Annotated in this window: 14 protein-coding genes and 1 tRNA gene; 11 read left to right on the top strand and 4 right to left on the bottom strand. The window is 72.6% G+C overall.

Translation table 11 applies throughout. The features are described from left to right. Positions 1–221 precede the first annotated feature (221 nt). The 3 genes from OVA02_RS14740 to recR all read left to right on the top strand — a co-directional run bounded on the left by OVA02_RS14740 (position 222) and on the right by recR (position 12512). On the top strand, positions 222–9221 hold the full coding sequence (locus tag OVA02_RS14740; protein WP_267658738.1) for a choice-of-anchor G family protein: 9000 nt from the start codon (positions 222–224) through the stop codon (positions 9219–9221). A 136-nt stretch (positions 9222–9357) separates the two neighbouring features. After that, positions 9358–11940: a DNA polymerase III subunit gamma and tau gene (locus tag OVA02_RS14735; RefSeq protein ID WP_267658737.1), complete on the top strand. Its 2583-nt coding sequence runs from the start codon at positions 9358–9360 to the stop codon at positions 11938–11940. After that, complete coding sequence (recR, locus tag OVA02_RS14730; protein ID WP_043595550.1) at positions 11913–12512, top strand: recombination mediator RecR; 600 nt, start codon at positions 11913–11915, stop codon at positions 12510–12512. The genes OVA02_RS14735 and recR overlap by 28 nt, the downstream gene beginning before the upstream one ends. A gap of 41 nt (positions 12513–12553) precedes the next feature. Here the strand turns inward: recR and OVA02_RS14725 are convergent, their stop codons facing one another. Further along, a complete protein-coding gene (locus OVA02_RS14725; protein WP_192124693.1) occupies positions 12554–13363 on the bottom strand; it encodes a DUF1206 domain-containing protein in 810 nt (269 codons plus the stop codon). Positions 13364–13500: 137 nt separating this feature from the next. On the opposite strand from OVA02_RS14725, the gene OVA02_RS14720 reads away from it, so the two are divergent. The 8 genes from OVA02_RS14720 to OVA02_RS14685 all read left to right on the top strand — a co-directional run bounded on the left by OVA02_RS14720 (position 13501) and on the right by OVA02_RS14685 (position 22747). Continuing rightward, a complete protein-coding gene (locus OVA02_RS14720; RefSeq protein ID WP_056046470.1) occupies positions 13501–14766 on the top strand; it encodes an aspartate kinase in 1266 nt (421 codons plus the stop codon). A 116-nt stretch (positions 14767–14882) separates the two neighbouring features. Next, positions 14883–15935: an aspartate-semialdehyde dehydrogenase gene (locus OVA02_RS14715; RefSeq protein ID WP_173151274.1), complete on the top strand. Its 1053-nt coding sequence runs from the start codon at positions 14883–14885 to the stop codon at positions 15933–15935. A 129-nt stretch (positions 15936–16064) separates the two neighbouring features. Then, entirely contained in the window at positions 16065–17546 is a 1482-nt protein-coding gene (locus tag OVA02_RS14710) for a malate:quinone oxidoreductase (RefSeq protein WP_123570488.1), read from the top strand. 78 nt (positions 17547–17624) lie between these two features. Then, entirely contained in the window at positions 17625–18818 is a 1194-nt protein-coding gene (locus tag OVA02_RS14705) for an Rv2578c family radical SAM protein (RefSeq protein ID WP_267658736.1), read from the top strand. Between the two features lie 177 nt (positions 18819–18995). Next, entirely contained in the window at positions 18996–20237 is a 1242-nt protein-coding gene (locus OVA02_RS14700; protein WP_267658735.1) for a sensor histidine kinase, read from the top strand. After that, on the top strand, positions 20234–21406 hold the full coding sequence (locus OVA02_RS14695; RefSeq protein ID WP_267658734.1) for a hypothetical protein: 1173 nt from the start codon (positions 20234–20236) through the stop codon (positions 21404–21406). The genes OVA02_RS14700 and OVA02_RS14695 overlap by 4 nt, the downstream gene beginning before the upstream one ends. Beyond that, the gene (locus OVA02_RS14690) at positions 21393–22142 is read left to right on the top strand and encodes a response regulator (RefSeq protein ID WP_082460304.1); all 750 of its coding nucleotides are present in this window, start codon (positions 21393–21395) and stop codon (positions 22140–22142) included. The genes OVA02_RS14695 and OVA02_RS14690 overlap by 14 nt, the downstream gene beginning before the upstream one ends. Then, a complete protein-coding gene (locus tag OVA02_RS14685) occupies positions 22142–22747 on the top strand; it encodes a thymidine kinase (protein ID WP_056046465.1) in 606 nt (201 codons plus the stop codon). The genes OVA02_RS14690 and OVA02_RS14685 overlap by 1 nt, the downstream gene beginning before the upstream one ends. 151 nt (positions 22748–22898) lie before the next feature. On the opposite strand, the gene OVA02_RS14680 is transcribed toward OVA02_RS14685, so the two are convergent. The 3 genes from OVA02_RS14680 to OVA02_RS14670 form a co-directional block, all read right to left on the bottom strand. Further along, positions 22899–22975 (bottom strand) — tRNA-Pro (locus OVA02_RS14680). Positions 22976–23053: 78 nt separating this feature from the next. Then, a complete protein-coding gene (locus OVA02_RS14675; protein ID WP_123570827.1) occupies positions 23054–23974 on the bottom strand; it encodes a metallophosphoesterase in 921 nt (306 codons plus the stop codon). A 44-nt stretch (positions 23975–24018) separates the two neighbouring features. Continuing rightward, the gene (locus tag OVA02_RS14670) at positions 24019–26577 is read right to left on the bottom strand and encodes a transglycosylase domain-containing protein (protein WP_082460303.1); all 2559 of its coding nucleotides are present in this window, start codon (positions 26575–26577) and stop codon (positions 24019–24021) included. Positions 26578–26619 lie beyond the last annotated feature (42 nt).

Here is a 26619-nt window from a genome sequence, read left to right as displayed (position 1 = left end):
ACGATCAGGATCAGGACCGATGAGCCCCTCACCACGGCACGTCAGCAGCACCCGCACCAGGCGAACGAGCCCGCGCACCGCGCGGTAGTCCCGTTCGCCTCGCCGTCGTCCCCGGGCGGCGACGCGGCGACGACACAACAGAACAGCAGCACCTCCCGCCTCACCAGCGGGAGTTCTTCGGATCAGGCGGCGGGCTCGTCCCGTCAGGAAGAGGCACACCCATGCGAAGCCAGACGATCGAGCGTCCCCGGCGCTCCCACGCGTCCCGCGCACTGAAGGCGACGGCGGCCGCCGTCGTCGCGGCGGTCGTCGGCGCGCTCGTCGTCGTCGTCCCCGCGCAGGCGGCCACGACCGACCGCAGCGAGGCCGAGGCGTCGCTCGTCGGCGGAACGGGCATCGTCGCGCTCGACCAGGTCGCCGCACTCGGCGGGGCCTACTCGGCCTTCGGCACCACGCAGAACCCGCCGACGTCGCGCAACCCGCTGAACCTCACCGCCGTCAACGCGCTCACGGTCGGTCTGGGCAACGGCATCCGCCTCCTCGGGGGCAACGGGCTGCTCACCCTCGGCGTCGACGGTCAGTACGCGAACGCCACCGCGACCGGCGCCACCGCCTCGGCCGGTCTCATCGCCCAGGACGGCTCGATCGCCGTCGGCGACGGCAGCCCGGCCCAGCAGACCACCCTCCGTCTCCAGCCGCTGCTCGCCCAGGTGCCCGCCACGCAGGGCGTCCTCAGCGACGTGACCCTGCAGCTCGGCGCGCTCTCGTCGCAGATCACCCAGCAGCGGGGCGCCACCGCCACCACGCCCACGACGGCCTACCAGGTCGCCGGTGCGGAGTTCACCCTGACCAGCCCCGCCGTCCAGGGCGTGACCTCGTCCCTCCGCTCCACGGTCGGCGGCCTGGGGACGGCGGTCAACGGGGTCGCCGGCAGCACCGCCGTCAGCGGCCTCGCGAACTCGATCACCGGCCCGCTCACCACGGCCGTGAACGGCCTGCCCCTCGGTGGCGCCGTCACGCTCGGCCAGCCAACGGTGAACGTGCAGGCGACCGTCGACCTCGACTCGACGATCTCGGCGGAACTCGCCCGTCCCCTGACCAGCGGGCCCGTGACCATCATCCCCAGCACGGGCCAGGTGGTCATCGACCTCGACGCCCTGAACGGTCTGCCCGCGAACACCGACCTGCTGCGTCCCGCGACCATCACCGCGATCACCGCCGGCATCACCGACATCCTGCAGAACCAGCTGCCCACCAACCTCGTGGCAGCCGTGGACGACGCGATCCGCGCGACCCAGGTGACCGTCGACCTCGCCGTCGCACTGCGCATCCAGTTGGCCGTCGTCGGCGTGAACGAGACGTTGAGCACCCGCACCGTGACCACCCTCGGCGCGCTGCTCGACGGTACCGTCCAGCCGGCCGCCACGACCGTCACCGGGTCGGGTCTCGTCGGTGCTCTCGGCGCCACGGTCCTCCGGGGGGCCCTCCTCCCCGTCGTCGGCACGCTGCTCGGCAGCGTGGGCGGCCTCTACTCGCCCCTGGTGAACGGCACGGCGCTCGCCGCCACGACGACCAGCCTGCGCACCACGACCGCCGCGGTCGTCACGACCCTCGCGCCTCTCACGACGCTGCTCAACCAGCTCGTCCGCGTCACGATCAACGCCCAGGACGGCGCGGGCTTCCGCGACGGCCGAGGCACCGACGCCGGCTCGAGCTCCGTCCACGCGGTCAGCCTCTCGGTCCTCCCGCTGGTGAACGCGTCCCGGGTCGACCTCGCGACCTCCACCGTCCGCGCCGCGGCCCTCGCCCCCCTCAGCATCGCCACGCCCACCGCCGGGCAGGTGTTCGTCGTCCCGGCCTCCCCGGGCGCCACGCGCAGCGTCGTGCTGACCGGTGCCGGCGAGCCCGGCGCCACCGTCACGGTCGACCTCGGTGCCGGTCTCACGGGCACCGGCACGGTCGCCGCGGACGGCAGCTGGAGCGTGACCGTCGCGAACGTGCCCGCAGGGGCCTACAGCGCCTCCGTGACCCAGGCCCTCGGCACCGCGACCACCGGCCCGGTCACGCGGGACTTCACCGTCGTCGCGCAGCAGCCGCTCGTCGTCACCACGCCCACCGCCGGACGCGTCTTCACGGTCCTCGACGCCGACTCCACGACGCCCGTGATCGTCTCGGGCACCGCGACCCCCACGGCCACCGTCGCCGTCGACCTGGGCGGCGGCCGCACGGCCACGGCCCTCGTCGCCGCGGACGGCACCTGGTCGACGACCGTCCCGGGCGTGCCCGTCGGCGGCTACACCGCGTCGGTGACCCAAGCCCTCGGTGGAGACGTCTCCGCCGCCGTGACGCGCGCCTTCAGCGTCGTCGCCGGCACGGGCCTGACCATCACGAGCCCGACCTCCGGCACGCAGTACCGTCTGCCCGGAGCCGACTCCACGCGTGACGTCACCGTCTCGGGTGCCGGGCAGGCCGGGGCCCCGGTCGCCGTCACCCTCGGCGGCGGCCGCGACCTCACCACGACGGTCGCCCCCAACGGCACCTGGTCCGTGACCTTCCCGGCCCTGCCGGTCGCCACCTACACGGCCACCGCGACGCAGACGGTGGGAGGCGCGGTGTCCGCCCCGCAGACCACCGACTTCACCCTCGTGGCCGCGACCGGCGTGACGATCTCGACGCCGGCGCCCGGTGCGACCCTCACGGTCGCCGACGCCACCTCGACCACCCCGGTCACGGTGACGGGAGCCGCCGAGCCGAACGCCCCCGTCCGCGTGGACCTGGGCGACGGCTACGTGGCCACGACCACGGCCGACGCCACGGGCGCCTGGTCGGCCACCGTGTCGTCCGTGCCCGTCGGGCCCCGGACGATCAGCGTCACGCAGACGGTCGCGGTCGTCGTCTCGGTGCCGGTCACGCAGCCGCTGACGGTCGCCGCCGGTGCGCCGCTCGACATCCTCGCCCCGGCGGAGGGCACCACGGTGCGCGTCGCCGACAGCGCCTCCTTGTCCACGCTGACCGTCTCGGGCACCGCCCAGGTCGGCGCCGACGTCCGCGTCGACCTCGGTGACGGCCTGACCGGCCGGGTCACGGCGGACGCCACGACCGGCGCCTGGTCGGTGGACGTCGCCGGCGTGCCCGTCGGTCAGCGCACGATCTCGGCGACGCAGACCGTCGGCGGCACCGTGTCGCCTGCGCAGACGCGCGTCGTGACGATCGTCGCCGGGACCCCGGTCGCCATCTCGACGCCGGCCCCCGGGGCCACGATCCCGATCGTCGGCGGCACCACGGCCGACGTGACCGTCACCGGCACGGCCGACCCGGGGGCGACCGTCACGGTCGGCCTCGGCGCCGGCTTCGAGGTGCCTGCCACGGTCGACCCCGCCACGGGCGCCTGGACCGCCGTCATCCCCGACGTCCCCGCCGGTGTCCGCACGCTCGGTGCGACTCAGACCCTCGGCGGGACCACCTCGGCACCGGTGACCCAGCCGCTGACGATCGCGCAGGGCACGCCCCTGGCCGTCACGGCACCGCTCGACGGCGCCGAGTACTTCGTCCCGGGACCGCAGGACACGACGCCCGTCGTCGTCTCGGGCACGGGCCAGGTCGGGGCGACCGTCGAGGTCGACCTCGGCGACGGCCTCGTCGGCCAGGTGGTCGTCCCGGTCTCGGGCCAGTGGTCCGTCGCGGTCGTCGGCGTCCCGGTCGGTCCGCACACGGTCTCGGTGACCCAGAGCATCAACGGCTCCACCTCGGACGCCGTCACGCGGGACGTCCTGGTCAGCCTCGGCGGCGACGTCGTCATCACGGCGCCCGTCCCCGGCACCCAGCTGGTGGTCGCCGACGACCAGGGGACCGCTCCGGTCACCATCGCGGGCACCGGCGTGGCCGGTCTGCCCGTCACCGTCACGGTGGACGGCGTCGACCAGGCCCCGGTCGCCACCGACGCGCAGGGCGCCTGGTCCCTCGTCCTGACCGGGGTCGCCGTCGGCGACCACGTCGTGGGCGCGAGCCAGCAGCAGGGCCCCGACCTCCTCGAGGCCGAGCCGACGGACTTCTCGGTGGTCTCGGCCGAGGCCGACCTCTCCATCACCGCACCCGGTGACGGCGACGTCGTCACGGTCGCCGGCGCCGACAGCACCACCGCCGTCGTCGTGACCGGGACGGCCTACCCCGGTGCGTCCGTCGAGGTCACCCTGGCCGGCGTGGTCGTCCCGACGACCGCCGGGCCCGACGGGCTCTGGTCCGTCACGGTTCCGGGCGTCCCCGTGGGTGACCAGGTCGCCTCCGCGACCCAGACGGTCGATGGCACGACGACCACCGAGCCCGTCACCCGGGCCTTCGAGATCGTCTCCGGGGCCGACGTGGTCATCACGACGCCCGCCGCCGACATCCGCTACGTCGTCGCCTCGCCCGCGGCCACGCAGGACGTCCCGGTCGCCGGCACCGCCCAGCCGGGCGCACGGATCACCGTGACCCTCGACGGCGCCGAGGTCGGCAGCACCCTCGCCGACCCCGTCACCGGGGCCTGGGCGGTCACGCTCGTCGGCGTCGGCGTCGGAGAGCGCGTCCTCGGGGCCTCACAGGCGGTGCGGGACACCGTCCAGCAGGCCGACACGCGCGTCGTGACGATCGACCCGGCCGCCCCGCTGACCATCGTCGCCCCGGCCGACGGCGTCCCGATCGTCCTCGCCGACCCGTCCTCGACCACGACGCTCGTCGTGTCGGGCCAGGCCGAGCCGGGCGCGGTCGTCCGCGTCGACCTCGGCGACGGCTTCACCGACACGGTCACTTCCGGCACCACGACGGGTGCCTGGACGGTGTCCTTCGCCGGGGTGCCCGTGGGCACGCGGACCGTCACCGCCACCCAGACGGTGGGCACCTCGGTCTCGGCTCCCGAGACCCGGGTGGTCCGCATCCTCGCCGGCGACCCCCTCGTCGTCCTGACCCCCGCCGACGGTTCCGTCGTCGACGTGGCCGGGCCCGAGGTCGTGACCACGGTGACCGTCTCCGGCACCGCCGCGGCGGGAGCCACGGTCGACGTGGTCCTCGATCCCGCGACGGGCGCCGACCTCGCCGCCACGACGACGGCCGACGCGGCCACGGGCCGGTGGTCCGTGGCCGTCCCGGGCGTGCCCGTGGGCGCGGCCGACCTGTCGGTGACGCAGAGCATCGGCGGCACCACCTCGCCGGCGCAGGAGAGCTCGTTCGAGATCCGCGCGGCCGCCCCGGTCGTCATCGTCGACCCGGACGACACCGTGTTCACGGTGCTCGACCCGGCCGGCACCGTGGACGTCCCCGTCTCGGGCACGGCGTCCCCGGGCGCCCCGGTCTCGGTCCGACTGAACGGGGGAGCGGCCGTCACCACGACCGCCGACCCGACGTCCGGCGACTGGTCCGTCCTCCTCGCCGACCTGCCGACCGCCGTCTACCAGGTGACGGCGTCGCAGACCGTGGCCGGCACGACCTCGACCCCCGTCGCGGCCGGGTTCCGGATCGTGGTCGGTCCCGGGTTGAGGGTCCTGCAGCCCGAGCCCGGTGACGTCGTGACCGTCGCCGACGCGACCGCCTCGACGGCCGTCACGGTCAGCGGCACGGCCGCACCCGGGGCGACCGTCCGCGTCGACCTCGGCGTCGACCTCGTGGCCTCGACGATCGCCGACCCGACCACCGGCGCCTGGAGCGTCGTCGTGGCCGGCGTCACGGTCGGCGAGCGCACGCTCACCGCCACCCAGGCGCTCGGCACCTCGGTGTCGCCCGCCGTCACCCAACCCCTCTCGGTGGTCTCCGCCGCCGCGGTCGTCATCGAGGCCCCGGCCGTCGGGACCGTCGTGGCGGTGGCGACGCCGGACGCGACGACCGACCTGGTCGTGTCGGGCACGGCCGAGCCGGGCGCCTCGATCGCCGTCGACCTCGGCGACGACCTGACCGGCACGGTCACGGCCGACGGCACGACCGGCGCGTGGAGCGTCACCGTGCCGGGCGTCCCGGTCGGCGACCGCACCATCGCGGTCACGCAGACCGTCGACGGCTCGACCTCGACCCCGGTCACGCGGGACGTGTCGATCGTCGTGGCCCCCGCCGCGCCCGCGATCGTCACCCCCACCCCCGGTGCGACGGTCTCCCTGCTCGACCCGGCCGGCACCACGTCGGTCGTCGTCTCGGGCATCGGTGAGCCCGGCGCCACCATCGCCGTCTCGCTCGGCACGGGCCTCACGGCCGGCGCCACCGTCGGGCCCGAGGGTGACTGGCAGACGACCGTCGACGGAGTCCCCGTCGGCGACTACACCCTGACCGCCACGCAGACGATCCGAGGCGCGACCTCGGCCGCGGCGACGCAACCGTTCACGGTCGCGGCGGCAGCGGGTCTCGTCGTCGACCGGCCCACCGACGGCACGACGGTCGTCGTGCTCGCCGCGGGCGACACCGCCCCGGTGGTCGCGTCCGGCACGGCCCAGCCCGGAGCGACCGTCACGGTCGACCTCGGTGACGGCCTGGTCGGGACCGTCGTGGCCGACCCGACGACCGGCGCCTGGAGCGTCACGGTCGACGGCGTCCCGGTCGGCGACCGCACCGCCTCGGTCACCCAGACCATCGACGGCGTCGTATCGACCCCGATCACGCGGGACGTGTCGGTCGTCGTGGCCGCCCCGGTGACGATCACCTCGCCGCCCGCCGGGTCGTCGATCGTCGTCCGTGACGCCGACGACACCACCGACGTCACGGTCACCGGCACGGGTCAGCCCGGCGCCACGGTCGTGGTCGCGGTGGGCGACGACCTCTCCGAGACGACGACGGTGACCCCCGAGGGCACCTGGACCGTCACGGTGGGCGACGTGCCCGTCGGCTCGTACCCGGTCGTCGTGACGCAGACGGTGCCGGCCGGTTCGACGACTCCCGCCACCCAGCAGCTCGACGTGGTGGTCGGCACCCCGGTCACCATCACCGAGCCCGCCCCGGGTGCCACGGTCGTCGTCCTCGACGGCCGGACGACGCCGGTCACGGTGTCGGGCACCGCCCAGCCCGGCGCGACCGTCACGGTCTCGCTCGGTGGCGACCTGACCCAGGCCGTCACGGCCGACCCGACGACGGGGGCGTGGACCACGACCTTCGACGCGGTGCCGGTGGGTGCCGGACCGATCTCGGTGGTGCAGCAGTACGACACCGTCACGACGGTCCCCGTGACCCAGCCGTTCGCGGTGGTCGCGGCAGACCCGATCCGGATCACCGACCCGGCGACGGGCACGCGCCTCCTCGTGCCGTCCGCCGCCTCGACGGTGGACCTGCCGGTATCCGGTTCGGCCCAGGCCGGCGCGACCGTCGCGGTGACGCTCGACGACGGCACGGCCGTCACGGTCGACGTGGACGACGACGGCGACTGGTCGACCACCTTCGCGGGGGTCGGCGTGGGCGAGCACGTGGTGTCCGCGACGCAGACCGTCGGCGGGGTCGAGTCGGCTCCGGTCACGACCACGGTCGTGGTCGAGGCCGCCGCGACGCTCACGATCACGGCACCGACCGACGGCCAGCAGTACCAGGCGGGCGACGCCGGCACCGCGCCGGTCGTCGTCCGTGGCCAGGGGCAGCCGGGCGCACCCGTCGCCGTCACGGTCGACGGGGGAGACCCCCTCACCACGACGGTCGACGCCTCGGGCTCGTGGCAGGTGCCGGTCGTGCTCGGCACCGGGACGCACACGGTCTCGGCCGTGCAGACCATCGGAGGCGCCACGAGCGCTCCCGTCGAGGTCTCGGTGGTCGTCGTGCCCGTCCCGGCCGACCCCGCCGCCGCGCCCACCATCACCTCGCCGTCCGACGGACAGCTCGTCGTCGACACCGACGGTGACGGCTTCGTCGACCTGCCGGTCACCGGAACGGGCGAGCCCGGAGCGACCGTCACCGTCTCCGTCGGCGGCATCACGCAGACGGCCACCGTCACCGACGGGGGCACCTGGTCGGTGACCCTGCCGGCGGTCCCGGTCGGCACCCGCACCGTGATCGTCGAACAGACGGTCGGCGGCGTCGTCACCGGCAGCGCGTCGGTCGACGTCACCCTCGCCCCCGCGGCCGAGGTCGCGCCGCTCGTGGTCACCTCGCCCGAACAGGGCTCGATCCTGCCGGCGGGCACGGCGGGGACGGCGGACGTCCTCGTCGGCGGTTCGGCCCAGCCGAACGCCTCGGTGGCCGTCAGCATCGACGGCGGCCTCCCGGTCGTGGTCGACGTGGACGCCGACGGCGCCTGGTCGACCACCCTCGTGGGGGTCGAGCAGGGGCAGCACACCCTGTCCGTGACCCAGACCGTGGGAGGCGCGGTGTCGGCCCCCGAGACCGTCGTGTTCACGGTCTCGCCGGCCGCGAGCACCGACGCCGTCGTCATCACCTCGCCGGCACCCGGCGCGTTGATCGCCGACGTCGACGGGAACGGCCTCGAGGACGTCACGGTGACGGGCACCGGCACACCCGGTGCGCTCGTCACGGTGGATCTCGGCGGCGGGCCGACGCAGTCGGCGACGGTCGGGGCCGACGGCACCTGGGCGGTCGACTTCACGGACGTCCCGGTCGGCGCCTACGTCGTCACGGCGACGCAGACCGCGGACGCGGGCACGCCCACGGTGAGCCAGGACCTCCTGATCGCCTCGGTCGACCCCGTGGTGATCACCAGCCCGGTGGCCGGCTCGGTCCTGCAGGCCGGAACCGGCGGCACGACGCCCGTGACGGTCGTCGGGACGGCGGAACCCGGTGCCACGGTGACGGTGCAGCTCGACGACGGCACCGCGCAGGTCGTCCAGGCCGACCCCGGGACGGGGAGCTGGACGGTCGTCCTCGCGGGCGTCGCCGTCGGACCCCACGTGGTCGCCGCGACCGAGACGATCGCGGGCGCCACGTCGGCCCCGGTCACCACCGGGTTCACCGTCGCGGCGGCCAGCGGGACCCCGGGCACGCCGGGCGACCCGGGCACTCCCGGGACGCCCGGGACCCCGGGTACCCCTGGCACCCCCGGCTTCCCGGGGCTGCCCGGATCGGGTGGCGGCACCGGCACCGGCACCGGCACCGGTAACGGCACCGGCACCGGTGGGGGAGCGGTCCCGACCGGCTCCGTCTCGGGCCTGGCGTACACGGGGTCGGACGCCCTCGGCTGGTTCTCGCTCGCGGCCTTCGCCTTGCTGATCGGCCTCGGCCTCGTGTCGGCGACCAGGGTCCGCCGTCGCGCGAGGGGGTCCGCCGAGTAGTCCACCCCGGCCGGGAGCCGCACCCGAGGGCCCGTCGACACGACGGGCCCTCTCGTGCGCCCGGGGCGCCGCGAGGGGCCCTCGACGGCGACTCCCGCCGTCGACCGTTGTCGGTAGCCCCGACTACTCTTGCTCTGTGGTCACCGCCCTGTATCGCCGTTACCGGCCAGAGAACTTCGCCGAGCTCATCGGGCAGACGCAGGTGACCGATCCGCTCCGCACGGCACTCCGCACCAACCGCGTCAACCACGCCTACCTCTTCAGCGGGCCGCGCGGTTGCGGCAAGACGACGTCCGCGCGCATCCTGGCCCGCTGCCTCAACTGTGCCCAGGGCCCGACCGACACCCCGTGCGGCGTCTGTGCGTCGTGCGTCGAGCTCTCACGCGACGGCGGCGGCTCGCTCGACGTCATCGAGATCGACGCGGCCAGCCACAACGGCGTCGACGACGCCCGCGACATCCGTGACCGGGCCGTGTTCGCCCCGGCTCGCGACCGCTTCAAGATCTTCATCCTCGACGAGGCCCACATGGTCACCCCGCAGGGATTCAACGCCCTGCTGAAGGTCGTCGAAGAACCGCCCGAGCACGTCAAGTTCATCTTCGCGACCACCGAGCCCGACAAGGTGATCGGCACCATCCGGTCGCGCACCCACCACTATCCGTTCCGCCTCGTGCCCCCGGCCCAGATGCTCGAGTACGTCCACGAACTCTGCGAGAGCGAGTCGGTCGAGGCCGCCCCGGGCGTGCTCCCGCTCGTGGTCCGTGCCGGCGGCGGGTCGGTGCGCGACACCCTTTCGCTCCTCGACCAGCTGATGGCCGGCAGTGAGGACGGCGCCATCCAGTACGAGCGCGCCGTCGCGCTGCTCGGGTACACCCATGCATCGCTGCTCGACGACGTCGTCGAGGCGCTGGGCGCCCGTGACGGCGCCGCGGCGTTCGCTGCGGTCGACCGCGTCGTCCAGACCGGGCAAGACCCTCGGCGGTTCGTCGAAGACCTGCTCGAACGCCTGCGCGACCTCATCGTCGTCGGAGCGACCGTCGAGGGTGCCTCGGCCGTGTTGCGGGGCGTCACGGCTGACGAGCTCGACCGTCTCGTGCACCAGTCGCACGCCTTCGGCGCCGCGGAGCTGTCGCGCTCGGCCGACGTCGTGAACCGCGCTCTCACCGACATGACCGGGGCCACCTCGCCGCGGCTGCACCTCGAACTGATGATCGCGCGCGTCCTCGTCCCCGAGAGCGACCAGACCGGCCGGGGCGCCCTCGCCCGGGTCGAGCGCCTCGAACGACGCGTCGGGGTCGAGGGCTCCGGCTCCGGTCCGTCCGCCGTGCCCGGTCCGTCCGCTGCCCCGTCGACGCAGGCGGCTGCCCGGCCGGCCGAGGTCCGGACGGCGGGTCGATCGACGCCTCCCGTCGCCGCGTCGGCCCCGTCCGCGTCGGCCCCGTCCGCGTCGGCCCCGTCCGCCTCGCCCGTCGAGGCCACGCCGTCGACCGAGGCGGCCGGTGGCCCGTCGGCCGTCGAGAGTGCGACGGCGTCCTGGGCGACGGCCGCTCCGTCGACCTCTGCCACCCGGGCCGACCAGGCCGACTCCGCCACGCCGACCGAACCCGCGCCTCCGTCCGCACCGCACTCGGCCGCGTGGGCACAGAGCCCCGACACCGGCCAGGCGTCCGGGAGCGGCGCGGCTCCCGTCACGCTCCAGCAGTTGCGTGACAGCTGGCCCGAGATCGTCGAGGTCGTCCAGAAGGCGCGGCGCACGGCCTGGATGGTCGTCGTCACGGCCACCGTCGTCGACTTCGTCGACGACGTGCTGACGCTGGCCTTCCCCAGCGCCAACGACGTCGAGAGCTTCAAGCGGCCGCAGGGCGCGGCCGAGGGCGTCAGCGAGTACCTGCGACGCGCGATCGTCGACGTCCTCGGCGTCAAGGTGAAGTACATCGCCCGCGTCGAGGGCGACGGGCCCGCGGGCCCGACCCCCACGGGTGCACCCGTCGACGCCGCCGCCCCTCCCGCCACGTCGGGTGCGCCGCGAGAGACCGGCCGGTCGACCACACCGGCGCCCGAGGCCGGACGCCAGCCGTCCGGGCCCGCGTCTCCGGGGTCGGCGCCGTCCGAGACGGGCCGGGCCACGGCCCCCGCCGCGACGTCGTCGACGCCCGAGGCCTCCGCGTCGCCGGCGCCGAGCCCGTCCCTGGCTCCCGCGCCGGCTGCGGCGCCCGAGGCCGCCGCGCGGTCCGGCGCCCCGGCGCCCGCGTCGGCGGGGCGGTCCGGCGCTCCGGCGTCCGCGTCCGCCGGGCGGTCCGGCGGCTCGACCCCCGTCACCGGGTGGGACGTCGCCCCCATCCCGCAGACCCCGCCCCCGAGCCCGACGAACCCGAGCACATCACCGAAGAACCGCCCGGCGGCGTCCCGACGGTCGACGCCGCGCCTCCTCCGCCCGAGGTCGACGTGCCCCCGGCTCGCCCCGCCGCCGCCGCCCCGTCGCCCTCCACAGCGGCCACCAGCACACCGACCGCCTCCGCCGGTGCGGGTCCGTCGGTGGCCGAGCGTCGCGCGGCGACCGGTGACCCGCGCCGGGGCATCCCCGCCGGGTCGCGCTACGGCGAGGCCGTCGTGCGCGAGATCCTCGGGGCCCAGTTCATCGAAGAAGAGACGATCGCCCCCCGGGTCACGCCTCAGAGAAGCGAGTAGCGCGTGTACGAAGGCATCGTCCAAGAGCTGATCGACGAATTCGGTCGCCTCCCCGGCATCGGGCCCAAGTCGGCGCAGCGCATCGCGTTCCACATCGTGCAGAACGAGTCCTTCGACACGTCACGCCTCGCCGAGCTGCTCGTCGACGTCAAGACCAAGGTGCGTTTCTGCGAGATCTGCGGCAACGTCAGCGAACAAGAGACGTGCAACATCTGCCGTGACCCGCGTCGCTCGCCCGCCACGATCTGCGTCGTCGAAGAGGCCAAGGACGTCCAGGCCATCGAGCGCACCCGCGAGTTCCGCGGTCTGTACCACGTGCTCGGCGGGGCGATCAGTCCCATCGACGGCATCGGTCCCGACGATCTGCGCATCCGCCAGTTGGTGCAGCGTCTCGCCGACGACACCGTGCAAGAGGTCATCATCGCCACCGATCCCAACCTCGAGGGCGAGGCGACCGCGACGTACCTCTCCCGGATGCTCGCGCCCTTCGGTCTCCGGGTGACGCGACTGGCCTCGGGGTTGCCCGTGGGCGGCGACCTCGAGTACGCCGACGAGGTCACGCTCGGCCGCGCCTTCGAGGGCCGCCGGCTCGTCTCCGAATGACGACCCGCGCCTCCTGAACCCGTCCGGCGCGCGCCTGCCCGTCAGAGGCGGGCGCGCCGTGCCCGAACGGCGCAGTACACACCGTAGGCCATGAGCCCCAGGGCGACGGCCGTCAGCACCACCACGCCGAACGGGAGGGCCGCGAGGGCCTTCAGCGCGCCGTCGAGCCCCGTGGCCTCGCTCGGGTCCGAGGTGACGGCCGCGACCGCGAACAGCACGCCCACCACGCCCAGGGCGATCCCCTTGGCCACGTACCCCGTGACGCCGAGGGCGACCGTGCCCCGTCCCGCCGCACCGCCCGGCAGCGTGAGGTCCTCGCGGAACTTCTGCTTCACGCCCTTCACGACGAAGTAGGCCCCGATCGCCACGATGGCGAGCGCGACGACGACGAGGAGCACGACGCCCCCGGGTGCGGAGAGCAGCCGGGCGCTGAGCGTCTGGGTCTGCCCCGAGCTGTCCGACGACGAGCCCCGGGCGAAGGTGAAGGCCGTGAACCCGACGGCGAGGTAGGCGACGCCCTTGCCGCCCTCCTTCGCGCGCTCGGCCCAGGCGTCCTTGTCCGTCCCGCGGACGAGAGCGGCTTCGAGCAGCTGGAAGAGGCCGAGGCCCCAGAGCCCGACGACGATCAGCCAGAGGAGGAAGACCCCGCCCGGGCGGGACGCGAACTGCCCGAGGGCACCGCCCTGGTCGGCCTCTCCTCCACCTCCGAACGCGACGCCGAGGGCGATCACGCCGATCACGACGTGGAGCAGGCCGTTCATGGCGAAGCCGACGCGGGCGGCGGTCGTGAGGGCGCGGCTGTCCTGGAGGCGGCTGGCGGCGCCGCGGGCCTGGTCGGTGGTGTCGGGCATCGGTCCACCGTAGGGGAGAGGCGCCGATGACGCCCCGCGACCGACGTACGTCACACGCTCTCGACACCGAATAGAATCGCCGGACGCAGGCGTGAGCCGTCCTCCGGCGCGCCCAGTCCCCCTTCTCAGGAGTCACCGTGAGCTTGATCGTGCAGAAATTCGGCGGGTCGTCCGTCGCCGATGCCGAGAGCATCAAGCGCGTCGCCAAGCGCATCGTCGAGACGCGGAAGGCCGGCAACGACGTCGTCGTGGCCGTCAGCGCGATGGGCGACACCACCGACGAACTGCTCGACCTGGCCAACGAGGTCAGCCCGCTGCCCGGCGGTCGCGAGCTCGACATGCTGCTCACCGCGGGCGAGCGCATCAGCATGGCCCTGCTCGCCATGGCGATCCGCAGCCTGGGCGTCGAGGCCCGCTCGTACACGGGCAGCCAGGCCGGCATGATCACCGACGCCCAGCACGGCAAGGCCCGCATCGTCGACGTGACGCCCGGACGGGTGCGTGACGCGCTCGACGCCGGGTACGTGGCGATCGTCGCCGGCTTCCAGGGGTTCAACCGGTCCACGGGCGACATCACGACCCTCGGTCGCGGCGGCTCCGACACGACCGCCGTCGCCCTCGCCGCGGCGCTCGACGCCGACGTGTGCGAGATCTACACCGACGTCGACGGCGTCTTCACGGCCGACCCCCGCGTCGTGCCCAAGGCCCGCAAGCTCGACCGCGTCACGAGCGAAGAGATGCTCGAGCTCGCCGCCGCCGGGTCGAAGGTGCTCTACATCCGTGCCGTCGAGTACGCCCGGCGTCACGGGGTCACCCTGCACGTCCGCTCGTCGTTCAACAACAACGAGGGCACGCTCGTCGTCAACCCGAAAGAGGGAGAGAACGTGGAAGAACCCATCATCAGCGGGGTCGCGGGCGACCTCAGCGAGGGCAAGATCACCGTCGTCGGCGTCCCCGACGTCCCGGGCAAGGCCGCCCAGATCTTCCGCACGGTCGCCAAGACCGGCGCCAACATCGACATGATCGTGCAGAACGTGTCGGCGGCGTCGACCAGCCGCACCGACATCTCGTTCACCCTGCCGAAGTCCGAGGGTGCCGTCGTGCTCCAGGCCCTCGAGTCCGACCGGGCCGAGATCGGCTTCGAGTCCCTGCAGTACGACGACCAGATCGGCAAGCTGGCCCTCGTCGGCGCGGGCATGCGCACCAACGCCGGCGTCTCGGCGCGGCTGTTCACGGCCCTCTTCGAGGCCGGAATCAACATCGAGATGATCTCGACCAGCGAGATCCGCATCTCGGTGGTCACGCGGGCCGACACCCTGAACGACGCCCTACGCGTCGTCCACTCGGCCTTCGGCCTCGACGCCGAGGTCGACGCCGTCGTCCACGGCGGCACCGGCCGCTGACGCGACCCACCACCCGAGGAGGCGCGCGGCCACCGCACCGCGCCTCCCGACCCGGCTCCCACCGGGCCAGGACCCGCACCACCGAACCCCGCACCACCGAAACCCAGGAGGCACCCATGGCCGAAGGACTGCGCGTCGGCGTGATCGGCGCGACCGGACAGGTCGGCAAGGTCATGCGCACGCTGCTCGACGAGCGCGACTTCCCGATCGCCGAGATCCGCTTCTTCGCCACCGCCCGGTCGGCGGGCACGACCCTGCCGTTCCGCGGTGTCGACATCGTGGTCGAGGACGTCGAGACGGCCGACCCCGCGGGTCTCGACATCGCCCTCTTCTCGGCGGGCGCGACGGGCTCGCGGGCCCACGCGCCACGGTTCGCCGCGGCCGGGGCACTGGTCATCGACAACTCGAGCGCCTGGCGCATGGACCCCGAGGTGCCCCTGGTGGTCAGCGAGGTCAACCCCCACGCCCTCCGCGAGGCGGTCAAGGGCATCGTCGCCAACCCCAACTGCACGACCATGGCGGCCATGCCCGTGCTGAAGGTGCTCGACACCGAGGCCACCCTGCAGCGCCTGATCGTCAGCACCTACCAGGCGGTGTCGGGCAGTGGACTCGCCGGCGCCGACGAGCTGCTGCAGCAGACCCGTGCCGCGATCGAGGGCGACACCATCGGCCTCGTGCACGACGGTCGCGCGGTCGACCTGCCCGAGCCGGTCACGTACGTCCGTCCCATCGCCTTCGACGTCATCCCGCTCGCGGGCAGCATCGTGGACGACGGCACGAACGAGACCGACGAAGAGAAGAAGCTGCGCAACGAGAGCCGCAAGATCCTCGAGCGCCCCGACCTGCTGGTCAGCGGCACGTGCGTCCGGGTGCCGGTCTTCACGGGGCACTCGCTCTCGATCAACGCCGAGTTCGCCTCGGACATCACGGCGGAGCGCGCGGAAGAACTCCTGCGCGACGCCCCCGGGGTGGTCCTCACCGACGTCCCGACCCCGCTCGAGGCGGCGGGAGCCGACCCCAGCTTCGTCGGCCGCATCCGGCACGACGAGGGCGTCCCCGGTCACCGTGGGCTCGCGTTCTTCATCAGCAACGACAACCTCCGCAAGGGTGCGGCGCTCAACGCCGTGCAGATCGCCGAGCTCGTCGCCGCCGAACGCGCCGTCGCCTGATCCGTCGACGCCGGTCGCCCGAGGGGCCGGTGATGCGTCGCACCCCGGTCTCTCGACATCGAGACACCGGGGTGTCGTGCTCCGGCGGCCACCCGGGGTCGCCGAGGGGGCCGGGCCTAGACTGACGTCGTGACCGATGCGAAGAAGCCCGTCGACGTAGCCCTCATCGGGGCAGGCATCATGAGTGCCACCCTCGGTGCCATGATCAAACAGCTCGAGCCGAGTTGGACGATCCAGATCTACGAGGCGCTGGGCGACGTCGCCCTCGAGTCGAGCAACCCCTGGAACAACGCGGGCACGGGCCACTCCGCCCTCTGCGAGCTCAACTACACGCCCGAGCGCTCCGACGGCACCATCGACACGTCGAGCGCCGTCAAGGTCAACGAGCAGTTCCAGGTGTCGCGGCAGTTCTGGTCGTTCCTCGTGGCCGAGGGGGCCTTGCCCCAGCCGGACGCCTTCATCAACTCGACCCCGCACATGAGCTTCGTCTGGGGCGAGAAGAACGTCGAGTACCTCCGCAAGCGCCACGAGGCCCTGCGCGAGCACCCGCTGTTCCAGGGGCTCGAGTTCAGCACCGACGCGTCCGTCATCCGGTCGTGGGCACCGGTCCTCATCCCGGGACGGGCGAAGGGGCAGCCGATCGCGGCGACGCGCATCGCCGCCGGCACGGACGTCGACTTCGGGTCCCTCACGCGCCTCCTCCTCACCTACCTGCAGGGCGAGGGGGCGATCCTCGAGGTCGACCACCGCGTCACGAACCTCACGAAGCTCGCCGACGGCACGTGGCGGGTGGCCCTCCGCAAGCAGGTCGGTGGCACGCCGACGACCGTCGACGCGCGCTTCGTCTTCGTCGGTGCCGGTGGGGGAGCGCTGCACCTGCTGCAGAAGTCGGGCATCGACGAGATCAAGGGCTTCGGCGGGTTCCCGGTCAGCGGTGAGTTCCTCCGTTGCGACGATCCCGCGATCGTCGGCAAGCACCAGGCCAAGGTCTACGGCAAGGCCGCCGTCGGCTCGCCCCCGATGTCCGTGCCGCACCTCGACACGCGCGTCGTCGACGGGCAGGCCAGCCTGATGTTCGGGCCCTACGCCGGTTTCAGCCCGAAGTTCCTCAAGCACGGCTCGATGTTCGACCTCTTCGCGTCGATCCGTGCCCACAACCTCTACCCGATGATCCGGGCCGGGCTCGCCAACCTCTCGCTCGTGAAGTACCTCGTGGGGCAACTGGCGGCGAGCAAGCAGACCAAGTTCGAGGCGCTGCGCGAGTTCATGCCCGACGCCGACCCGAAGGACTGGTACCGCATCACGGCCGGTCAGCGGGTGCAGGTCATCAAGAAGGACCGCAAGAAGGGCGGGGTGCTGCAGTTCGGCACCGAGGTCATCACGGCGGGCGACGGCACCATCGCAGGCCTGCTCGGTGCGTCCCCCGGGGCGTCCACGGCCGTGCCGATCATGCTCAGCGTGCTCGAGCGGTGCTTCCCCGACCGCATCGCGGCGTGGAAGCCCCGGCTCAACGCCATGATCCCCACGTACGGCGACGACCTCTCGTCCGACGAACGCCGGGCCGCGTCGACCATCGGGGCGACCGCCGAGGCGTTGCACATCCACGCCTGACGCCTCGTCCCGGGCCTCGCGTCCTCGTGCTGCGGGCCCCGGGTTGACCCTGGTTCGAACATGTGTTCGAATGGGGGAATGCGATGGTCCGAGCAAGCGGTCGACACCGAGAACGCCTCGGCGCTGCCCGGTCTGGCGCGATTGAACAACCTGATCACCTCCGTCACGACGCCCGAGTTCGCGGGGGTGACGTTCCACGAGGTGGTCGCGAAGAGTGCCCTCAACCGTGTGCCGGGGGGTGACTCGGCCCTCCCTTTCGGGTGGACGATCAATCCCTACCGGGGCTGCAGCCACGCGTGCGTGTACTGCTTCGCCCGCCCCACCCACGAGTACCTCGACCTCGACGGCGGCGACGACTTCGACCGGCAGATCGTCGTCAAGGTCAACGTCGCCGAAGTGCTCGCGCGTGAGCTGCACCGCCCCACCTGGCAGCACCACCCGGTCGCGCTCGGCACGAACACCGATCCCTACCAACGCGCCGAGGGCCGGTACCGGCTCATGCCCGGCATCATCGCCGCCCTCGCCGACTCGGGCACGCCCTTCAGCATCCTGACCAAGGGCACGTTGCTGCGGCGCGACCTGCCCCTGCTCGCCGAGGCGGCGCAGCACGTGCCCGTCGACCTGGCCATGTCGATCGCCGTCCACGACGACGACCTGCAGCAGTCGGTCGAGCCGGGCACGCCGACGACGGCGGCCCGCCTGGCCACCGTCTCCGCGGCCCGAGAGCTGGGGCTGTCCTGCTCGGTGTTCATGATGCCCGTGCTGCCGTACCTCACCGACGGCCTCGACCACCTGCACGCCGCGCTCGCCGCCGTCCGCGACTCAGGCGCGTCGAGCGTCATGTACAGCGCCCTGCACCTCAAGCCCGGGGTCAAAGAGTGGTGGTTCGCCTGGCTCGAGCGTGAGCACCCCGAACTCGTGGGCAAGTACCGTGCGCTCTACGCCCAGGGCACCTACGCCCCGACGGGGTACCGCTCCTGGCTGGCCGCCCGGCTACGGCCCCTGCTGCGCGAGTACGGCCTCGAGAAAGGGCAGGCCGACCCGGCCACGGGGTCGATGCGTTCCGCCGCACTCGACGACAGCGCGCGTTCCCTCCGACTGATGGGCCTCAACGGCACCGGCGCGGCCCCTGTCGCCGGGACGGGCGGCCTGGCGGGCATCCCCGACCTGACCGTCGGTGCCGGTGCCGGTGCCGGTGACTCCGCGGTCCCGCGCGCCCTCATCGCCCACGAACTGCCGGGCGGGGCCCGATCACAGCCGCGACTGTTCTGAGCCTCCGAGGGCCAGAGGTCATCGGCACGGGGTGTTGTGCCCCGTTCGACCAGAACGGGGCACAAGAAGAAGCGCTCTGCCTGCGCGACACCCGCCCTGGCCCCACATGTCGGGGTACAGCCCAGGTCCGGCTTCTGTCATGATCTGTCCTGACCACGAACGAGCCGAGGAGGCCCCATGCTGCTCGGCCTCCCTGCCCACCTGGCGCCGACGGCGCTCGGCGACTCGGTGTCGAGGGCCTGCCACGCGATCGCGGCCACCGTCCTCGCGGCGGCGGCTGCCCTCCTGCTCACGAAACAGGCCGCCACGCCCGATCTGTTGCTCTGGCCCGCTCTGGTCTCGCTCCTCCCGATGGTCGTCCTGCTCGTCGTGGTCGAGCGCACGCGGTCCACGACGGCCCACCTCGCCTACCTGATCGTCGGGACCGCCGCTCTCTACTGGTACGCCGTCACCCTCTTCTCGCAGGTCGCGGCGGTGCAGGCGTCGGACGCGTTCTCGCTCTCGTTGCCCAAGATCGCCCTCATCATGGTCGGCAGCACCGCCGTCGGGCCCCGCCGGGGTCTCCTCTGGGCAGCGGCGGGTTACGCGGCCGGCGAGCTCGCCACGCAGCTGGCGACCTGGCACACAGGGGCCTCCCTGCGGCTCGACGTGACCGCCCTGCTGGCCTTCGTCCTGGTCGCGGTGGTGACCGGTCACGCCGAGGCGTCGCGGGGACGCGCGCGGTCGGCTCAGCCGCGGCTGCACCGGTCCGCACTCGAGCAGCAGGTGCAGGGCATCCGTGTCGACATCGAGCAGCAGGCCGCGGCCCTCGTCCACGACACGATCCTCGGACACCTCGCGGCCGTGGCCACCTCCCGCCCCGGTCCTCTGGCGCCCGACACCGCGCGGTCGATCGCGGCCGATCTCGAGCTCCTCGTGGGGCGCGACTGGCTCTCACCGGGGTCGGTGCCCTCCGAGGCCGCCGTGACGGCCGCCGACGGCTGGGAGGCCAGCCGACTGCACGCGGCCGTCGAGCAGTCGCGATCGGGCGGCCTCGAGGTGGCCGTGACCGGCGACGTCTCGGCCGTGGGTCGCCTCGACCCCGTCACCGGGGACGCCCTCGGCCTGGCGGTCGCACAGTGCCTCGTGAACGTGAGCCGCCACAGCGGGGTCGACCGGGCCGAGCTCGTCGTCTTCGGCGACGGCACCGACCTCACCGTGATGGTGATCGACGACGGAGTCGGCTTCGACACGGCGGCGGTGGCCCCCGACCGTCTCGGACTGACGGCGTCGGTCGAGGGCCGTCTCACACGCGTCCACGGTCACGTGCAGGTCTGGTCGTCCCCCGGCAGCGGGACGTCGATCGTCCTGCGGGTCCCGTTCGCCGCCGGGGCGCCGGTGGTCGGCGACGTCGCCACCGAGGACGGGGTGCCCGCGTGACCTTCCCCGCCCCTCCTCGTGCCCTCGGGCGCGCCTCCGATCGATCACCCCAGCAGGTCGACCCCCTCGGCGCCCTGGCGGCCCGACCGATCACCTTCGGGGCGGCCCTCGCCGCCCTGCTCGTCGCCGTGGTCGGCACGCTGATGCGGGCCTCCGACGTGTCCTCGCCGGGGGCCGCGGTCGGTGCACTCGTCGCCGTGGCCGCGGGTGGCGTCGCACTCGTCGTGTCGGCCGGCCCCTTGCGGGCACCGTTCGGGCCGCGGGCACTCTGGTGCGTCGCCGCGACGTGTGCGGTGGCGGGTGTCCTGTCCGCCCTGGCCACCTCCGGCAGCAATCCCTTCGTCCGGGACGACTGGGCGGGGATCGTCTCCGGGGTGCTCCTGCTCGGGGTGGCGCCGTACCGCTCGGCACGCGAGATCCTCGCCGCCGGAGGCGCCGTGGCCGTGGTCCTCGCCCTCGTCGTCCTGGTCGAGGCGCCGGGTTTCGTCACACCGGTGCCCACCGCGTCGTACGTCGTCGTCGCCCTCACCCCGTTGCTCGCCCTGACCGCCGCGTCGGCGACCTTCTCCGGGGTCTTCGTGGCCCATGTCGAGGGGTGGGTCTCGCGGGCAACGGGATTCCGCAGGGCCAGCACCGACGACCTCAGGGTGACCCTCGCCCGGTCGGTCCAGCAGGACCGTGTCACGGTCCTCAACCGCGAGGTGGTGCCGTTCTTCGCACGGCTCGTCGAGTCCGGCCGGATCGTCGAGGGGGACGCCGACGAGGCCCGGCGCGTGGCCGACGCGTTGCGCGCCTCCCTGGTGGCCGACGCCGACGCGACGTGGCTGGCCCGGCGACTCGCTGCGCCCGGCCGCCGGGTGCCCGCCGAGGTCGTCGACCCCGACCGGCTCGCCGATCTCCTGGGCCCCGGGCACCGCACCGCCCTCTGGGCCCTCGTCGCGACGGTGGACGACGTCGAGGCCGCCGACGTCCACTCGCTCCGGGTCGTGCTCGAGGCCGAGGAGGCGCGGGTCGGCATCACGATCGAGCTCGCGTCCGGGGCCTCGGCCGTCGCCGCACGACGGTCGCTCGCCCCCTGTCTGACCGTGCTGCGCCTCGTCTCGGGCGACCTGCGGGTCGATCGGGCGCCGTCGCTTCTGACACTAAGGTTTTCTTATGACCAGCACTGAGCCGAGCGGCCGCTCGTCCCACCGTCCGGGCTTCGGGAGGCCCGTCGCATCACCTTCCTGGGCCACCGTCGGCCCGGGTTCCGAGGCACCGCCCGCTCGTCGTGTCCGGCTCGCGATCCTCGACGACCACGAGGTGCTCCTCGACAGCCTCAGCAGCTGGATCAACGTCAACGCCTACGACTTCGACCTCGTCCTGACGGCGCACACCTGGCTGCAGCTGGTGCACAGCGACAACTTCCCGACCGACCTCGTCTTCCTCGACTTCCAGTTGAAAGAGCCCGTGTCGATCGAGGCCCGCGTGCGCACCTGCCGGGCCGCCGGGGCCAAGGTCGTCGTGCTGTCCAGTCTCGACACCCGCGAGTCGCGCGAGCGTGCCCTCGAGGCGGGGGCGTCGGCGTTCCTGTCGAAGACCCTGCCCATGCGCGAGGTGATGGACGCGGCCCGCCAGGTCATGGGCGTGGCCCGCGACAACTCCCCGCAGCGCGACTGGCGTCCCCTGCCGGCCGGCGCCGCGAACCAGACCCGACCCAAGCTCAGCGCCGGCGAGGCCGAGGCGTTCCGGTTGTACGTCTCGGGCTTCAGCACCAACGAGGTCGCCGCGCAGATGAACGTGCAGTACGAGACGGCGAAGACCTTCCTCCGGCGCGTCCGCGAGAAGTACGCCAAGGCCAACCGTCCGGCCAGCAAGAAGTCCGAGCTCATCCGTCGGGCCGCCGAAGACGGTTACCTGCAGTAGTGGCCAAGCTCTACTTCCGCTACGGCGCGATGAACAGCGGCAAGAGCACGGCTCTGCTGCAGGCGGCGTACAACTACGAAGAACGCGGTCAGCGGGTCCTGCTCGCCAAGCCGGGCGTCGACACCAAGGGTGACGACGCCATCGTCTCGCGGCTGGGCGTGACCCGGGCCGCGGACGTCACCTTCGCCCCCGACGACGAGGTCCGCCAGGTCTTCTCGGCCCGCCGCGACGCCGTCCGGGCCGAGACCGGGTCGAGCCTGGCCTGTCTGCTCGTCGACGAGGCGCAGTTCCTGGCGCCGCACCAGATCGACGACCTCTTGCGCATCGCGATCCTCGACGACGTCCCCGTACTGGCCTACGGCATCCGGACGGACTTCCGCACGGTGGCCTTCCCCGGTAGTCGGCGACTGCTCGAGGTGGCCCATTCGCTCGAAGAGCTCAAGACGATCTGCCGCTGCGGTCGCAAGGCGGTCTTCACGGCGCGCACGGTCGGTGACCGCTTCGTGTTCGACGGCGACCAGGTCGCCATCGACGGTCAGCAGGTGACATACGAGTCGCTCTGCGGTGCCTGCTATCTCGCCGAGTCCGGCGGCCGCCTCGCCTGACCGGTGTCGCCCGAGGGCGAACCGGCGAAGCGGCGAACACGAGAAGAAACCGGCCCTACCCGAAGGTGGCGCCGATTCGTGTCGCCCGCAGGGCGAACCAACGAGCACAGAGAAACAAATGGCTCCACCCGAAGGTGGAGCCATTTGTTTGTGGTCGGGGTAGCGGGATTCGAACCCACGACCTCCTCGTCCCGAACGAGGCGCGCTACCAAGCTGCGCCACACCCCGATGTCTTCGCGTTCTCACGTGAAGCAACCTGACAAGAATAGCCCATGTTCGGGCCTGCTCGTGTCACTCCGGTCGTGCTCAGGCCGTCAGGGTCACGATCACGGCTTCGGGGCGGCACGAGAACCGCACGGGGGCGTAGATCGAGGTGCCCAGACCGGCCGAGATCTCGAGGTGTGCGGTCTTGCGGGCGTGGCTCCAGGTCGTCAGACCGCTGACCTTGCTGCGCGGCAGGTCGCAGTTGGTGACGAGGGCACCGTAGCCGGGCACCTGGACCTGTCCGCCGTGGGTGTGCCCGCCGAAGATGACGTCGGCACCGTTGTTGACGAAGGAGTTGAGCACGCGTTGGTACGGCGCATGGGTGACGCCGATGCTGATGGGCTCGGGTCCACCGTGGTCGTCCTGCCAGCCCACGTTCTCGCGGAGGTCGTCGAGGGCACCGGGGATGCGGTCGAGGCGGTCCCAGCCGCGGTGGGCGTCGTTGACCCCGAAGAGTTCGAGGCGCGAGCCTCGCATCTCGAGCGCACGGGCCCTGTTGTTCAGGTCGAGCCAGCCGAGCTGGTCGGTGAAGAACGACTGCATCCGGTCGACGTCGAGGTCGACGGGCGTGCGGTGGGCCTTGCTCGGGCCGCCGAAGTAGGCCAGGGGGTTCTTGGGGGAGGGTCCGTAGTAGTCGTTGGAGCCGTTGACGAAGACCCCGGGGACGCCTCGGAAGGGCTCGAGGGCGTACTCGAGCGCGGTGTGGGCGTCCTCGTGGCCGATGTTGTCGCCCGTGTTGACGATGAGATCGGGTTCGAGCACGGCGAGGCCGCGGATCCATTCCTGCTTCTCGGCCTGCCAGGGTGCGAGGTGCAGGTCGGACAGGTGCAGGATCGTCAGCGTCCGGGAGCCGGGCTCGAGGACGGGCAACACCTCGTGCCGCACGGTGAACCGGTTGCGTTCGACGAACACGCCCCAGGCCAGCGCCCCGAGGCCGACGGCCGCGCCCGCTGCTGCGGTCACGGCCGTCGTCTGGAGGGCGCTCGGCCCGCCGGTGCTCCGTGGGCTCACGCGCAGTTGCCCGGGTCGTTGCCGTCCCTGTCGCCGTAGACGGTCAGCCCGATGGCCGAGTCCTTCGCGACGGACGTGTTGGCGGCAGGATTCGTCGAGGCGACCTGGCAGGCGTTCTTCCCGTCTCCGGGCGTGAAGCCCGCGATGGACACCTTGGACGCGTCGAACCCGGCTCCGCCGATCGACTTGACCGCGTCGCCCACCTTCTGCCGGGTCACGTCCGGGACCGCGGCTGCGCCGCTGCCGTCGCTGGTGAAGACCTTCACGGTCGTGCCCTTGGACACGACGCTGCCCACGGCGGGGTCCGAGCCGATGACCTGACCCGCGGGCAGGGCCGACGGCTGGGTGCCACCGTCCGCGTAGACCAGGGAGACGCCCCTCAGCAGCGCCTGGGCGGCCGAGGGCGTCGTGCCGGCCATGTCGGGCACGGCGACGCCCGAACCGCGGAGCACCGCGCCCGAGGCCTCGCCGAACGCGCCTCCCGGGTACACGGTGTTGTTGACGCTCTGGACGGCCTTGAAGTACTGCACGCGGGCCGTCGCGTAGCTGGTCGAGCCGGCCAGGTTGGGGGAGTTGTAGCTGCGGAGGCTCTTCTTGGGGCCGTCCGCGACGCCCTGCCACACGGCCGTGGCGATCTTCGACGTCGCGCCGATGATCCAGATCTGGTCCTTGAGGTCGGTGGTGCCGGTCTTGCCGATCTCGGGGTAGCCGTCCGCCGGGAGGCCGCCGACGCCGGTGCCGTTCCGCCAGAGGCCCTGCATGGCCACCGCGGCGGCCGCGGCGACCTGGGGGTCGACGACCTGGCTGCACGACTGCGGCTGGCCGCCGAGGTCGACACCCTTGTCGTCCTTGATGTTGTCCACGATGATCGGCGAGCAGTAGACGCCGCCCGCGGCGATCCCGGCGTATGCGGTCGCCATGGTCAGCGGCGCGATCTCGTCGGCGGTGCCGAGGATCGACGACGCGAAGTCGTGCATCTCGCCCCCGTCGGCACGGTGAACGCCGAGCTTCTTCGCGACGCCGTTGATGTCGGCGATGTCGAGCTTCTCGGCCATGGCCGCGTAGGCCGTGTTCATCGACTTGGCCGTCGCGTCCGCGACGCTCATCTGGCCGGGCTGCTCGCCCGCGTCGTTCTTGGGGGCGTATTTGTTGCCCCGGCTGCCGTCGATGGTCATGTTGAACGTCCGCGGCTTGGCGTTGACGCTCTCGTAGATGCCGTGCCCCTGCTCGAGCCAGTCGATGAGGGTGAAGGGCTTGTAGGTCGAACCGGGCTGGAAGCCGATCGATCCGCCGTAGTCCCGGTCGGTGCTGTAGTTCACCGAGGTGAGGGTGCGGTCGGGGCTCGACGTCTCGGAGAACGTGGTGTTCTGTGCCATCACGACGACGCGGCCGGTACCGGCCTCGACGCTGTCGACCACGCTGCCCAGCTGGAAGTTGGCCTCGCTGGCCGGAGCGTACTTGTCGACCTGCGCCTTGGCGTTCTCGTTGAGGTCGAGGTTCAGCGTCGTGTAGACGTCGTAACCACCGGTGTTCCAGTTGGCCTGGCGTTCCTCAGGAGACGAGCCCAGGACGGCGAGGTCCTTGATGCTCTTCTTCACGTAGTCGCAGAAGTAGGCGGCCGAGGGGACCGTGACCGCGCCGCAGCCCTGCGTGGGCGCCGTGAGGACGACGTAGCTCTCGACGGGCGTGGCCAGAGAGGCGTCGGCCGTCGCCTGGTCGATGTCCTTCTCGGCGAGCATCGACTTGATGATGACGTCGCGCCGGGCCTTGTTGGCCGGGTACTTCTCGGGCGTCGACATGTTGCGCGAGTCCGGGTACTGGACGATCGCGATGAGGCTCGCGGCCTCGGGGACCGTCAGGTCGGCCGCGCTCTTGTTGTAGTAGTGCTGGGCGGCGGCCTGCACGCCGTAGGTCTGGTCGCCGAAGTACGCGATGTTGAGGTACGCCAGGAGGATGTCGTCCTTGCTGTACTTCTTCTCGAGCCCGATCGCGAACTTCATCTCTTCCAGCTTGCGGTCGAGGGTCGTGGTGGTCGCCTCCTTGTAGGCGGCGTCGCGCTCGTCCGCCGTCGGCAGCTGCTGCGACTGCGCGATGCGGATGTTGCGGACGAGCTGCATCGTCAGGGTCGAGCCGCCACCGCTCGCGCCCAACTCGCCGGCGCCTGCGGAGCCCACGGCCGCGCGCACGAGCGAGGTGACGTCGACGCCGCCGTGCTCGTAGAAGCGACGGTCCTCGCCGGCGACGACGGCGGTCTTGAGGTTCGGGCTGACCTCGTCCCACGAGAGCTCGACGCGGTTCTCGCTGTAGAGGGTCGCGAAGGGGACCTGCTGCCCGCCCTGGGTCGCGTACAGCGTGTTGCGCTGCTGCAGCTTGCCGATCTCGATGTACTCGGGGATCGACTCGAAGACGCCGATCGAACTCGAGGCCGTCATGCCGGCGACCGCGATGGCCGGTGTCACGCCGATGGTCACCAGGAGGCCGGCCAGGACGCTGAAGCCGACGAATCCGAAGAGTGCCCCGATGGCTGACGTGGGCTTCGATTTTTGGGCAGACATAGGATCAGGGTAAGCGACATCGCCGATTTTCAAGCTGAACGG

It is taken from the genome of Frigoribacterium sp. SL97, assembly GCF_026625765.1.
In the GTDB taxonomy this organism is placed as follows: Bacteria; Actinomycetota; Actinomycetes; order Actinomycetales; family Microbacteriaceae; genus Frigoribacterium.
Note: the sequence above shows the minus strand (reverse complement) of the source record. Positions and strands in the feature narration are given on the sequence as shown.